This window comes from Enterobacter sp. PGRG2 (assembly GCF_030291195.1).
Lineage (GTDB): Bacteria > Pseudomonadota > Gammaproteobacteria > Enterobacterales > Enterobacteriaceae > Enterobacter_D.
The window spans coordinates 1642951-1656432 of sequence record NZ_CP127837.1; the positions used below are offsets into that span (position 1 = coordinate 1642951).

Genomic DNA, 13482 nt, shown 5'->3' on the forward strand with positions numbered 1-13482 from the left:
GCCGCCACCCGGCACTATCATCCGTTCACCACCCGTTTTACCCGCACCGCGATCACCACTCCCACCACCAGCAGCGCAATTCCCGACACCGTCAACAGCGGCGGCACGCTCTGGCGCAGCAAAAAGGTATACAGCAAGCCCGCCAGCGTTTCGAATACGATCAACGGTCCGAGGATCACCGTCGGCAATTTCTGGCTGGCCAGGTTCCAGCACAGCGCCCCCACCCATGAACACAAAATGGCAATGGCCGTCATCAGGCCAATAAACACCAGCGGGCGTGGACCAAACGGCAGCGCAAATCCCGGCTGATCCGCCTGTAACCACACACAGGCCGCAATATAGCCCACCAGCGACACCGGCAGCGTCACCAGGCCCTGCGCCGTCGCCCACATCATCGGATGACGCGTGGGATTTTCCCGCAGCCAGCGGGCATTGCGCAGCGCATACCACGCCCAGCACGCCACCGACACCAGCGCCAGCGCGATCCCCGAACCATAGCGCCACCCGCTGAAATTCGGCAGCCCGTGCCGCAGTTCGGCGATATTCACACACAACAGCCCTGCGGCGATGCACAGCAGCGCGGGCGCAAGGCGCAGCCACGGCAGCTTGCCGTCGCGCTTGCTGTAGAGCAGATTCGCCAGCACCGGCAGCACCACCGGCAGCGTGCCGATGATCATCGTTGAGACGGGCGCGCCGGTACGCTGAATAGCGCTGGCGAGACAAACGTAATAAACCAGGTTGCCCGACAGGGTCAGCGCCAGGGCGATCAACCAGTCATGACGGCTTAACTGACGCAGACGTGCACGCCCCAGCCAGGCCAGCGGCACGGCGATAAGCCCGAGCGCCAGATAACGTCCGGTCGACTGCAAAATCGCCGGATAGTCCGGCACCAGCAGCGGCCCGACAAAAATCAGTCCCCACATTAACCCTGCGGCCAGGGCATACAGCACACCACTAATCATCCTGCCATCCATATTATTCATGTTGATCGGCAGTGTAGGGCAGGGCAGAGGAAGAATATTGTATGAGGTTGCGCATCAGCGGCGGGCGACCTGCTTCTGGTAGCGTACCGGCGTGATGCCATAGCGGCGGGTAAAGGCGCGGGTCAGGTGCGACTGATCGGTCAGCCCGGTTAAGGCGGCGACATCGGCGGCGGGCAGGCCGTGAGTGAGGAAATTCTTTGCCCGCCACAGGCGGATCGCCATCAGCATCTGGTGCGGGGTGACGTGATAATGGGCTTTAAACTGACGCTGGAAATGGTACGGGCTGAGGGACGCCACGCGCGCCAGTTCGTCGAGGGTCAGCGGCTGCATATAGTTATCATGCAGGTACTCCCGTACGCGCTCAAAACGGTGCGCCCCTTCGGCACTGACCGGCGCATGACGGGCCAGCGGCTGAAAAGCGTCGATCAAATCGAGCAGATAACCCTGCTGCGCCAGCGTGTCGTCGCTATGCCACAGGGCATGGATCAGGGCGCAAATCTGCCGCGAACGCAGCGGATCGTGACGGGAGGCGTCAGCAAACCACCAGTGGCGGATGCCGGTGACCTGCTCCAGCAAGTCAGGCTCCAGATAAATCATGCGATAGCGCCAGCCGTCAGCGGTTTCCGCCTCGCCGGTGTGCAGTTCATCAGGATTCATGGTGACGACGGAGTTCACCGGGGCGACGTGCTGCGCGCCGCGATAGCGAAAACGCTCGGCACCGGCTTCTATAGCGCCAATGCCGAAGGCTTCGTGGGTGTGCGGCTCAAAGGCGTAGCGGGAGATATGGGCCTGATACAGCTCGACGCCCGGCAACTGCGGCAGGTGCCGAAAACGGGCGCGGTCTTTCTCATCGCTGAACTGTTCCGGTACGCCTTGCACATTCACTCTCCGCCAGGGTCATGCCTTCATTATTAAGGATGACCCGGCGGCATGCTACAAAAATTAACTAGTTTGTAACAGTTACAGTATGGCTTTGATGCTGTCGGCAATCGGCGTGGTCGGGCGACCAATCAGTTTGCTGAGCGTATGGCTGTCATCAAACAGACCGCCTTTAGACGCGCCGGTGTCGGAGTTCGCCAGCAGGCTGGCAAAGGCGTCCGGCAGGCCGACACCGCGCAGCGCCGCGGCATAATCGGCTTCGCTGAGGTTCTGATAGACCACGTTTTTACCGCTCTGCTTAGACAGTTCCGCCGCCAGTTCGCTCAGCGTCCAGGCCTGATCGCCCGCCAGCTCATACACCTTACCGGCATGGCCGTCTTCACTGACCACTTTTGCAGCGGCAGCGGCGTAGTCCTCACGGGTTGCCGAGGCGATTTTGCCGTCGCCCGCCGCGCCGATAAACACGCCGTGCGCCAGCGCAGGCGGAGCGCTGGCGAGATAGTTTTCGCTGTACCAGCCGTTACGCAGCAGGGCGTAAGGAATGCCGGAGGCGGCAAGCAGTTTCTCCGTTTCGATATGTTCAGCGGCGAGGCCGAGCGGTGAGGTATCCGCATGCAGCAGGCTGGTATAGGCAATGAAACTGACGCCTGCGGCTTTGGCTGCGTTGATCACATTGCGATGCTGAGCGGTGCGCTGACCCACTTCGCTGGAGGAGATGAGCAGCAGTTTCTCAACGCCTTCCAGCGCGCGGGTTAATGCCGCTTCGTCGCCGTAATCCGCCTGACGAACGACAACGCCCTGTTGCGCCAGCGCGTCGGCTTTCGCGGGGTTACGCACAATGGCGACGATCTGGCTGGCGGGAACGGTTTTCTGCAGGGCGGCGACAGCTAACTGACCAAGCTGGCCGGTGGCTCCGGTAATAGCAATCATGGAAAACTCCTTCGTCTCTGGGTTGTGTTATGAGACACTATCACCCTGACTCACTTTTAGTAAGTACGTACAAAAAGGTTAGTATGAAGAAAGTTGAACGTCCTGCCACCCTCAGCGAGCAACTGCGCGACGGCAATTTATTCGCCGAGCAGTGTCCGTCCCGGGATGTGCTTAAACATGTGACCAGCCGCTGGGGGGTGTTGATCCTGGTGGCATTACGCGACGGCACGCACCGTTTCAGCGAACTGCGCCGCAAGATGGGTGGCGTCAGCGAGAAAATGCTGTCGCAAAGCCTGCAATGGCTGGAGCAGGACGGCTTTATCAATCGGGTGTCTTATCCGGTGGTGCCGCCCCATGTGGAGTACAGCCTGACGCCGCTGGGCGAGCAGGTGAGTGAGAAGGTGGCGGACCTGGCGGACTGGATCGAGCTGAATCTGCCGCAGGTGCTGGCGCTTCGCGACGAGCGTGCTGCGTAAAGTGCCGGGTGGCGGTGCGATATATGCCGGGTGGCGGCTTCGCCTTACCCGGCCTACGGGATGGTGAACATGTAGGCCCGGCAAGCCTGCGCCGCCGGGCGTTTTGTCGGTTGATGTGCGGCGTGATTTATTTGCCGCTTAAATCTAACTGATAAATCGCGAAACCGATGTCATCGGTGCCGGTATTTTTCATCGGATACTGCGCTTTCTCTTTGATAAAGGCCGCCGCTTTTTCCGACGGCGAGGTTTCAAAGCGAATATCGAGCGGCGCTTTACTGTGGATAGGGGCCAGACGCCAGTTGTTATCCGCCGCCGGGTGGATCTCGCCCGCGCGCGCCGACTCGTCGCCGATCCATTTCGCCAGCACCGCGCGGTTTTCATCCGGCGAGGCAAAAGCGATATGGCTGTCGCCGGTACCGGCAAACTTGCCGCCGTAAGCGCGGTAGTTATTGGTGGCGACAAGGAAGGTCGCCGCCGGATCGACAGCTTTGCCGTTGAAGGTCAGATCCTTAATGCGCTCCGCTTGCGGGTTCACGCTCTGGCATTCGCCGTCGTAGCGCGCCGGCTGGGTGATGTCGATCTGATACTTCACGCCGTCGATGACATCGAAGTTATAGGTGCGGAAACCGTCCCAGTTGATCAGCGACTGCGGTTTGTTGCTGTTCACATCAATCTGATTAAACTGCCCGGCGGAGCACTCCAGCCACTCTTTCAGTTCGCTACCGCTGACTTTCACCACCACCAGGGTGTTCGGATACAGATAGAGATCGGCGGCGTTACGGAAGGTAAGCTGGCCTTTTTCTACCTCAACAAAGCTCGCCGGATCGTTTTTACGACCACCCACTTTGAACGGCGCGGCGGCAGACAGCACCGGCAGTTTCGCCAGATCCGGATCGCCCTGAATGAAATGCTCAACGTAGGCTTTTTGCGCGTTGTTCACCACCTGAACCGTCGGATCGTCCTGCACCAGCGCCAGATAGCTGTACATGTTGTCGGCGGAATTGCCGATCGGCTTGCTGACAAACTCCCGCGTCGCGTCGTGGTCATGCTTCAGCACGTCCACCAGTTTGCTGTCTTCAGCGACCAGCGATTTTTTCGCCACCGCGTCATAAATCGGACGCGCTTCCGCTTTCGACTGCGTGACCTGCCACTTACCGCTGTCATTGCTCAGCGTCAGATCCACCACGCCAAGATGATCGCCCCACATGCCCGGCATCACCGACGGCACGCCGTTCAGCTTGCCGTTCTCCACGTCCGCGCCCTTGATGCTGGCGAAGTCTTTCGACGGGAAAACCGCATGAGCGTGGCCGAACAGAATGGTATCCACGCCCGGCACCTGACTTAAGTAGTACACAGAGTTTTCCGCCATCGCCTGATACGGATCGGCAGACAGGCCGGAGTGGGCCACTACCACCACCAGATCCGCGCCTTTCTCACGCATCTCCGGCACATAACGGCGCGCGGTTTCGGTGATGTCGTTGACCGTGACTTTGCCGTCGAGATTGGCTTTATCCCAGGTCATGATCTGCGGCGGCACAAAGCCGATATAGCCGATACGCAGATTATGCTCTTTACCGTCTTTATCTTTAACCGTGGTGTCTTTAATGATGTAAGGAGTGAACAGAGGCTTTTTGGTTTTAACGTCGATGATATTGGCGTTAACGTACGGGAATTTCGCCCCTGCCAGCGCGTTGTGCAGGAAATCCAGACCATAGTTGAATTCATGGTTGCCGAGGTTGCCCACCGCATAATCCAGGGTATTTAACGCCTTATAAACCGGGTGCACCTCGCCTTTTTTCAGTCCGTGGCTGGCAACATAATCGCCGAGCGGGCTGCCCTGGATCAGGTCGCCATTATCCACCAGCACGCTGTTCGTGGCTTCACTGCGGGCGGCGTTGATCAGGCTGGCGGTACGCACCAGGCCGAATTTTTCTGTCGCGCTATCTTTGTAGTAATCGAAGTCCATCATATTGCTATGCAAATCAGTGGTTTCCATAATACGGAGATCCACCGTTGCGGCCTGCACGCTGGCGGCGATCAGCGTGGCCAGGAGCGTTGCGCTAAACTTAATCATCAGAGATGTCCTTTTTAAGATCTAAGCCACAAAAGAGAATGTATTTACATTTTGTTGCTTACAGAATTGTGAATCTTGCCATAAAAGTTGCCATGGAAACCGGAATCACTATCACAGATGGCGGATCCCTTTATGATGCGATATAAGTAAAACAACGAGTTAACCCACTGAAATAAAAAAGAGGTGGACGATGTTAGATGCAATTTGTCAGCTTGCCCGCGAGGCAGGGGATGCGATTATGCAGGTGTACGACGGCCATCAGCCGATGGACGTCACCAGTAAAACCGATGACTCACCCGTAACGGCGGCCGACATTGCCGCTCATCAAATTATTGTGCAGGGGCTGGTGGCATTAACGCCGGATATTCCGGTGCTCTCGGAAGAAGATCCGCCGTCCTGGGAAATCCGCCAGCACTGGCAGCGCTACTGGCTGGTGGATCCGCTGGACGGCACCAAAGAATTTATCAAACGCAACGGCGAGTTCACGGTGAACATTGCGCTGATCGAAAACGGCAAGCCGGTGCTCGGCGTGGTCTACGCGCCGGTGCTTAACGTGATGTACAGCGCCGCCGACGGCAAAGCCTGGAAAGAAGAGAGCGGCATCCGCAAGCCGATTCAGGTGCGCGATGCCCGTCCGCCGCTGGTGGTGATCAGCCGCTCGCACAGTGATGATGAGCTGAAAGAGTACCTGCAACAGCTGGGCGAGCACCAGACCACGTCCATTGGCTCGTCGCTGAAATTCTGCCTGGTGGCAGAAGGGCAGGCGCAGCTTTATCCGCGCTTTGGGCCGACCAACGTCTGGGATACGGCGGCGGGCCATGCGGTGGCCGCCGCCGCCGGGGCGCACGTTCACGACTGGCAGGGTAAAACCCTTGACTATACGCCGCGTGAATCCTTCCTCAACCCCGGCTTCCGGGTCTCTATTTACTGAGTAACTGGCGCAGCAGGGCGACTACCTGCTGCGCTTCTTCTGGCGTCAGCGCGCCATCTTTCGCCCATTGCACCCGTCCGTCTTTATCCAGCACCGCCACTGCAGAGCTTTCTTCATCCAGTTGCCAGGCTTTACGCGCTACGCCGTCGCTGTCGACGATAAACTGTGACCAGGGATAGAGCTTTTTATTGCTCTCAATGCTGCTGCGCACAAACATCGCCGAACCGGGAATGGCATCATCGGTATTAATGATGGTGGTGGTCTGGTAACGGTCGTGGGGCAAATTCGCCGATTTGATCGCTTCGATCAGCGCGGCATTTTTCTCTTTTGCTGACGAACGACCGGCAATATGTTGCACCACCCGCACTTTTCCAGGCAGCTGCGCGCTGTTCCATTTTTTGTAGCTAAACTCATTATTACTGAGGATCAGCTCCCCTCTGTCGGCGATGCCGACCGGCGGAACGCGCTGATTGTTCTCAAAGCGATGGGCAGAGGCCATCAATGGCAGGAGCAGGCAGGTGGCTGCCAGCAGAGTGCGTAAGGTCATGAGGTTTCCTTCTGTATTATTGTTTGCAGGTGATCCGACCACTTGGTCTTAACATTTTTAATCATAAGTGCGATCAAGGGTGTTTTCCCGCAATCCCGGTGCCACTTTGCGGCGTAACGCACACATCTGTAAAAAAACGACGACTTATACTGCCTCTGATTAAGCATGGAAAAGAATATTCTGATTAATTGTCATGAAACGGTAAATAACCTGCTGCAAACTGGGTAACAGGTGGTTTGTGATCTATAGTCATTGGGCAACAAAATTTGCGTTCATAACAGTCGGTCCGATTGTGGTACCGCAAGGGCGTAGACTCAGCAGAAGAGAGACAACAATGAAAATTTTCCAACGTTACAACCCGCTTCAGGTAGCAAAATACGTAAAAATCCTGTTTCGTGGACGGTTGTACATCAAGGACGTCGGGGCTTTCGAGTTTGATAAGGGTAAGATCCTGCTGCCGAAAGTAAAAGACAAACAGCATTACTCTGTAATGTCTGAAGTTAACCGCCAGGTACTGCGTTTGCAGTCTGATTTGGCGTAATCGATGTGCTATGCAGTCGTCTAAATAACTAAAATGCAAACGGCCCCTGAAGGGGCCGTTGATGTTTCTGGCACAGGTAAAAGTTATGCCGCGCCTTTCTCACTGCCATCCGGCATTTTCGGCACCAGCACCGTTGGCTTGCTGTCGATACGCGTCACCAGCAGCTGATCGATGCGGAAGTTATCAATATCCACCACTTCGAACTTAAAGCCGTTGAATTTCACCGAGTCGGTGCGTTTCGGGATTTTACGCAGCATGAACATCATAAAACCACCGATGGTTTCATAGTTGCCGGACTGCGGGAACTCGTCGATATCCAGTACGCGCATCACGTCGTCAATCGGCGTACCGCCGTCAATCAGCCATGAGTTTTCATCGCGCGCCACGATCTGCTCTTCCTGACCCTGGCCCACCAGATCGCCCATCAGCGTGGTCATCACATCGTTCAGCGTGATAATGCCCACCACCAGCGCGTATTCATTCATGATCACCGCGAAGTCTTCACCCGCCGCTTTGAAACTTTCCAGCGCTTCCGAAAGCGTCAGCGTATCCGGCACGATCAGGGTGTTGCGGATCTGCACGCCGTTCACCAGCGTCAGGCTCTGGTTGCCAATTACACGGTTCAGCAGATCCTTGGAATCCACATAGCCGATGATATGGTCAATATCTTCATTACAGACGAGGAATTTGGAGTGCGGATGCTGCGCCACTTTATTCTTCAGGCTCTGCTCATCTTCATGCAAATCGAACCAGATGATGTTCTCGCGCGAGGTCATGGACGACGGCACGGTACGGGATTCCAGTTCAAAGACGTTCTCGATAAGCTCGTGCTCCTGCTTACGCAGCACGCCCGCCAGCGCGCCCGCTTCCACCACCGCATAAATATCGTCGGAGGTGATGTCGTCTTTGCGCACCATCGGCAGTTTGAAAATGCGGAAAATCACGTTTGCCAGGCCATTAAAGAACCACACCAGCGGGGTGAAGATAAACAGGCAGAAGCGCATCGGGTTGATGATGCGCAAAGCCACCGCTTCTGGCGCAATCATACCGATGCGTTTCGGAGTGAGATCCGCAAACAGGATGAACATACTGGTAACAAGGGTGAAGGAGATCATAAAGCTCAGCTGATCCGCCAGCTCCGGTGACATGAAGTTGATCAGCACGCTGTAGAAGGCCGGGGAGAATGCCGCATCGCCCACGATACCGCCGAGAATGGCGACCGCGTTAAGGCCGATTTGCACCACCGTAAAGAACATACCCGGCGTTTCCTGCATTTTCAGGATGCGCATGGCATTGATATTGCCCTCATCGGCCAGCAGCTTAAGTTTAATTTTACGGGACGCCGCGAGCGAAATCTCCGACAGCGAGAAAAACGCACTCACAGCGATCAGACAGAGTATTAGTAAAATACTGTTTAACATATCTTATCCAGCCATAGGCCAGATCCTCGAAAGGGGGAAGGTTGAAAATCTATGTGGTAAAGCTAAGTAAAAGCGGGCCGTGGAAGGTTGACCCGCAATTTCAGGGGGTAGTATAGCCTAAGGCAGCGTTGGGTTGCCAGAACGGGCTTGGTCAGTAATACACCGCCTTCATTGCGCCAGGCTTATCCATTGCCGGATCTGCGAGGAGCGGTAGATCGCTTCGACTATCGCCTGCGCGCAGGCGGCATCCTCAAGGGAGACATGCACAGGCCGCGTGGGATCGCGTACGGTGGTATAAAACTGCTGGATCGCCCGCCGGTGGCCGTCGCCCCAGTAGTTTCTGGCATCGCCGTCTGGCGGGGTATCCTGCGCCAGCAGCGTGCGGGCATTACCGGTAATGCGCCAGAGCTGATTTTCCTCCAGCCGTAAGCGTCCCCGTTCGCCGTCGATCTCAAGGGAAAGCGCGGCATCTGCTGAGTAGCAGGTGGTGGCATGAAACACGCCATACGCCCCGCCGCTGAATTCCAGCGTCGCCATCGCGCTGTCTTCCGTCTCGATCACCCCGCTTAATAAAGTGCTGTCGACCACGCCTTTCACCCGCGTCACGCCGCCCGCGAACCACTGCATCAGATCGAGGGTGTGGATCGCCTGGTTGATTAGCAGGCTACCGCCCTCGGTGGCAAAGCGTCCGCGCCAGCCGCCAGGCCTGTAGTAATCACCGCCGCGCGACCATGTCAGGCTGGCCTTCATGCCCCGCAGCTGGCCGATGCCGCCATCCGCCAGCTGCGCCCGGATCGCCTGGCTGGTGGGGTTATAGCGATTCTGAAAACACAGGCCGAGCACGCCCTCAGCACCGGCAGCCGCTTCACGGATTTGCGCCACCTCTGCCAGCGACAGGCCGACCGGCTTTTCGCTGAACACCTGCTTTCCGGCGGCAAGCGCCGCGATGATCATCTCCCGGTGCAGATGGTGCGGCGTACAGATATGCACCGCGTCGATGTTCATATCCGTGAGCATCTCGTGATAATCCTGATAAAAACGGCAGCCGTAGCGGCGGGCCAGCGCCGCGCCTTTTTCCGCGTCAATGTCCACCAGCGCGTGCAGGCTCACCCCTGGCGTATGTTGCAGTGCCGCCACGTGGCAGCCATGGATCGCCCCCGCGCCAATGATGGCGACGTTAAGACTGTCCATTTACGCCTCCGGCTGACGGGCGTTTGCCAGCATTTGCGCCCGCACGCACAGCTCTGCCGCTTTGAACGCGTGCGCCTGGGTCATGGCGTTTTCGGTGCGGTGCAGACAGTCGAGTATCAGCGCGCCAAAATAGGGGAAGCCAATTTTTCCGGCGACGGGATAACGGAATTCGCCCGCCTGATTCACCAGATAGACCACGTCCTGCTCGCCGCGCGACAGGTCGATGTATTTGCGGATCTCAATATAACCTTCGGTGCCGAGCAGCGTCAGGCGGCCGTCACCCCAGGTGGACAACCCGTCCGGCGTGAACCAGTCGCAGCGGAAATAGCCGCTCGCGCCGTTCTCTCCCGCCAGCATGGCATCGCCAAAATCTTCAAAAGTGGGATACTGTGGATGGTTAACATTGCGTACCTGGCTTGCCAGGATGCGCGCGTCCTGGTTGCCGGTATAAAACAGAAACTGTTCGATCTGATGGCTGCCGATGTCGCAGAGAATACCGCCATAATAGCGGCGATCGTAGAACCAGTCCGGGCGGCCGTGGCCTTCGCGGTGCGGCCCAGTGCCGAGCGTCTGGATCACCCGACCAATCGCCCCCTGCGCCACCAGTTGTCCGGCAAAGACCGCGCTTTCCACATGCAGCCGCTCGCTGTAGTAGACCGCGTATTTGCGCCCGGTTTTCGCCACCATCGCCTTCGCGTCCGCCAGCTGTTCCAGGCTGATAAGCGGCGCTTTGTCGGTGAAATAATCTTTTCCGGCGGCCATTACCTTAAGCCCCAGCGGGCAGCGTTCCGACGGAACCGCCGCTGCCGCCACCAGCTTCACCCCGGGATCGCGCAGAATAACCTCCAGCGAGGCGGCCGCCTGCGCCTGCGGATACTGTTCGAGGAATTTTTCCACCCTGGCCGCGTCCGCATCATAAACCCATTTCAGGGTCGCGCCCGCCTCCGTCAGACCGTTGCACATACCGTAAATATGCCCGTGATCGAGCGCCACGGCGGCAAAAACAAATTCCCCGCTGCCCACTACCGGCTGCGGTTTGCCCGTCGGGGCATAATGCATTCCATCCTGCTTGTTCATCTCTGTCTCCTTTGGCGATCACCAGGTCCCGGAGGCGTCCAGGGTGCGGTTTTCAACGTTTTTCTCTGCCGACTGCGCGATGCGCTCCTGCAACAGGTGCAGATAGCGCGTTTCGTCCAGCGGCAGCTCAACCCAGTCGTCCGTCCAGGTGGAGAGGTGCATGGCGTTGGAGAGCGTCAGGCCGTGGATGCCTTCACAGCCTGGTGCGATAAGCGGCTCGCCGCGCAGAATGGCGGCAGTGAAATTGGCGGTAATAACCTGATGATCGCTGCAAGGCGCGGCAACGGGTAGGGTCACTTCCCAGCATTCCGGCTCGCCAAAACCGTGCTGCCAGCGGGCATTGAAGTCCGGTTCGGATTCGCGCAGACGCCAGAAGCGTAAAGCGCCGTCTTCCACCACCACTTTGCCGCGATCGCCTGCGATCTCCAGGCGATTAGTCCCCGGCGTTTCGGCGACGCTGGTAATAAACACCCCCGTTGCGCCGTTGGCATATTCGGCGTAGGCGGTGACCTCATCTTCCACTTCAATCTGCCTGTGTTTGCCGAACTGGCAGAACGCCCGCAGGCGCACCGGCATGCCCACCAGCCACTGCCAGAGATCGAGCTGGTGCGGATCCTGATTCAGCAGCACGCCGCCGCCTTCACCTTTCCACGTCGCCCGCCAGCCGCCGGAGTTGTAATAGCTCTGCGAGCGATACCAGTTGGTGATGATCCAGGTCGAGCGGCGAATTTCTCCCAGCTCGCCGCTGACAATCAGGTCCTTCACTTTCTGATACAGCGGCATCGGGCGCTGGTTGTACATGATGCCGAACACCACATCGCACTCGCGCGCGCAGGCGTTCATCTCCCGCACCTGAGCGGTGTAGACGCCCGCCGGTTTCTCGCACAGCGTATGGATACCCTGGCGCATCGCCATCATCGACAGCCGGGGATGATCGTAGTGCGGCGTGGCGACGATCACCGCGTCGATAAGCCCGCTTTGCAGCATCGCCCGGGCGTCATCAAACAGCGGCACGGCCTCGCCCACCAGCGCGCGTATCGCCGCATGTTTCGCAGAATTATTATCGCAGACGGCGGCAAGGCAGGCGTCGCCGATTTTTCCGGCCAGCAGATAGCGGGCGTGCACCGTGCCGATATTGCCGATGCCGATAATGCCAAAACGAACCTTTTTCATTGCTCACCTTTGGGGATCAGTGGGAATAACGGGAAAATAGAGACGCGGCAAACCGGCGACAAACACAATTTGTGAGAATGCTCGCAGGGAGGCGAGGAAACTGCGCGGCACTCTGAAAAAGGGTTTTAAAATCATCATACTGGCGCTGCAAAAATTTGCAGGTATTGATTGCGAGCAGGATCACACTATGGCAGGAAAGCTGAAAATGGACGCCATTGCCGCGCAGACGGGCTACTCCGTCAGCACCGTCTCGCGGGTATTAAGCGGTAAAGCCGCCACCAGCACGAAAGCGCGTGAGACGATTGTCAGCTGCGCGCGGCGGCTCGGCGTGCTGGAAGAGCTGGCCTGCGGCCGTCTGCTGATCAACGACATTGCCGTCTTCGCCCCGGCACGCACTTTCAGCATGGGTGGCGATCCCTTTTATCACGCGGTGACGCGCGGGATTGCCGGGGCCACCGCCGCCCATGATGTTCACCTGAGCTATTGCAGCCTGGAGGAGCAGGACGCCGATCTGGCGCGCTTTCTGGCAAAAGCGGGCCACAAGAATATCAGCGCGCTGATCATGATCGGCATCGACGATCCGGCGGTTCACCGGCTGGCGCAGACGCTCGGTAAACCCTGCGTGCTGATCAACGCCAGTAACCGTGAAAGCCGCCTCGACGCGGTGTCGCCGGATCACCGCGCCATCGGTTTTAACGCCGCGCGGCATCTGCTGGCCCACGGGCACCGGCGCATTCTCACCATCACCACCCTGCGGCGCGAAACCCTGTCTGTGCGGCTGGAAGGCATCCTGGAGGCGTACCGTCATTTTCATGTGGCCTTTGAGGCGGCAACAGATCTGCTGGTGACCGAAGGCTTTGGCGGCAACGAGGCCGCCCAACGGCTGGCGCAGTGGTTCGACGCCCGGCCTGCGGATCAGTGGCCGCAGGCGCTGCTGTGCGGCAGCGCCGATATGACGGCGGGTATTCAGCGGATGCTGGCGCAGCGCGGGCTGCGGGTACCGCAGGATGTGTCGCTTATCAGCACGGATGTGGAAGGGCAACTGGACGGCAGCGTGACCGGTATTGCGGTGCCCTGCCGTGAGCTGGGCGTGGAGGCGGTACATCTGTTACAGACGCGGCTTAACCGCCCGCAGGCCCCGGTGTTTAATCTGCTGCTACCGGGGCGGCTGGTGGAGTTCGGGACGGTCAGCCAGGCGACCCGCCATGCGGCGCAGGCCTTCCCCTCACCCTAACCCTCTCCCCAGGGAGAGGGACTGG

Annotated in this window: 13 protein-coding genes; 4 read left to right on the forward strand and 9 right to left on the reverse strand. The window is 58.3% G+C overall.

Going from position 1 to position 13482, the window contains the following annotated elements; translation table 11 throughout:
• Positions 1 to 17: 17 nt before the first annotated feature.
• From QRD42_RS07140 to QRD42_RS07150, 3 genes are all read right to left on the reverse strand, one after another.
• Entirely contained in the window at positions 18 to 962 is a 945-nt protein-coding gene (locus QRD42_RS07140) for a DMT family transporter (RefSeq protein WP_321988499.1), read from the reverse strand.
• A 75-nt stretch (positions 963 to 1037) separates the two neighbouring features.
• Complete coding sequence (locus QRD42_RS07145) at positions 1038 to 1862, reverse strand: AraC family transcriptional regulator (protein ID WP_072570806.1); 825 nt, start codon at positions 1860 to 1862, stop codon at positions 1038 to 1040.
• An 81-nt stretch (positions 1863 to 1943) separates the two neighbouring features.
• Complete coding sequence (locus QRD42_RS07150) at positions 1944 to 2792, reverse strand: SDR family oxidoreductase (protein WP_321988500.1); 849 nt, start codon at positions 2790 to 2792, stop codon at positions 1944 to 1946.
• A gap of 83 nt (positions 2793 to 2875) precedes the next feature.
• Between QRD42_RS07150 and QRD42_RS07155 the strand changes: the two genes are divergently transcribed.
• Positions 2876 to 3268 carry a winged helix-turn-helix transcriptional regulator gene (locus QRD42_RS07155; RefSeq protein ID WP_318364464.1) on the forward strand — a complete coding sequence of 131 codons (393 nt, stop codon included), beginning with the start codon at positions 2876 to 2878 and terminating at the stop codon, positions 3266 to 3268.
• A gap of 127 nt (positions 3269 to 3395) precedes the next feature.
• Here the strand turns inward: QRD42_RS07155 and QRD42_RS07160 are convergent, their stop codons facing one another.
• Entirely contained in the window at positions 3396 to 5342 is a 1947-nt protein-coding gene (locus QRD42_RS07160; RefSeq protein WP_321988501.1) for a bifunctional 2',3'-cyclic-nucleotide 2'-phosphodiesterase/3'-nucleotidase, read from the reverse strand.
• A 190-nt stretch (positions 5343 to 5532) separates the two neighbouring features.
• Between QRD42_RS07160 and cysQ the strand changes: the two genes are divergently transcribed.
• Positions 5533 to 6273 carry a 3'(2'),5'-bisphosphate nucleotidase CysQ gene (gene cysQ, locus QRD42_RS07165; protein WP_318364462.1) on the forward strand — a complete coding sequence of 247 codons (741 nt, stop codon included), beginning with the start codon at positions 5533 to 5535 and terminating at the stop codon, positions 6271 to 6273.
• Here the strand turns inward: cysQ and QRD42_RS07170 are convergent.
• Positions 6263 to 6820 (reverse strand): YtfJ family protein, encoded by a 558-nt coding sequence (locus tag QRD42_RS07170; protein ID WP_072570317.1) that lies wholly within the window; start codon positions 6818 to 6820, stop codon positions 6263 to 6265. The genes cysQ and QRD42_RS07170 overlap by 11 nt on opposite strands.
• Before the next feature lie 334 nt (positions 6821 to 7154).
• On the opposite strand from QRD42_RS07170, the gene QRD42_RS07175 reads away from it, so the two are divergent.
• Complete coding sequence (locus QRD42_RS07175; RefSeq protein WP_072570318.1) at positions 7155 to 7361, forward strand: DUF1107 domain-containing protein; 207 nt, start codon at positions 7155 to 7157, stop codon at positions 7359 to 7361.
• A gap of 83 nt (positions 7362 to 7444) precedes the next feature.
• On the opposite strand, the gene QRD42_RS07180 is transcribed toward QRD42_RS07175, so the two are convergent.
• The 4 genes from QRD42_RS07180 to QRD42_RS07195 form a co-directional block, all read right to left on the reverse strand.
• Positions 7445 to 8782, reverse strand: coding sequence for a hemolysin family protein (locus QRD42_RS07180; RefSeq protein ID WP_072570319.1), 1338 nt, complete (start codon positions 8780 to 8782; stop codon positions 7445 to 7447).
• A gap of 168 nt (positions 8783 to 8950) precedes the next feature.
• The gene (locus QRD42_RS07185; protein ID WP_321988502.1) at positions 8951 to 9973 is read right to left on the reverse strand and encodes a Gfo/Idh/MocA family protein; all 1023 of its coding nucleotides are present in this window, start codon (positions 9971 to 9973) and stop codon (positions 8951 to 8953) included.
• Entirely contained in the window at positions 9974 to 11050 is a 1077-nt protein-coding gene (locus QRD42_RS07190) for a Gfo/Idh/MocA family protein (RefSeq protein ID WP_072570321.1), read from the reverse strand.
• A gap of 18 nt (positions 11051 to 11068) precedes the next feature.
• A complete protein-coding gene (locus QRD42_RS07195; RefSeq protein WP_321988503.1) occupies positions 11069 to 12223 on the reverse strand; it encodes a Gfo/Idh/MocA family protein in 1155 nt (384 codons plus the stop codon).
• 187 nt (positions 12224 to 12410) lie between these two features.
• On the opposite strand from QRD42_RS07195, the gene QRD42_RS07200 reads away from it, so the two are divergent.
• A complete protein-coding gene (locus QRD42_RS07200) occupies positions 12411 to 13457 on the forward strand; it encodes a LacI family DNA-binding transcriptional regulator (RefSeq protein WP_321988504.1) in 1047 nt (348 codons plus the stop codon).
• Positions 13458 to 13482 lie beyond the last annotated feature (25 nt).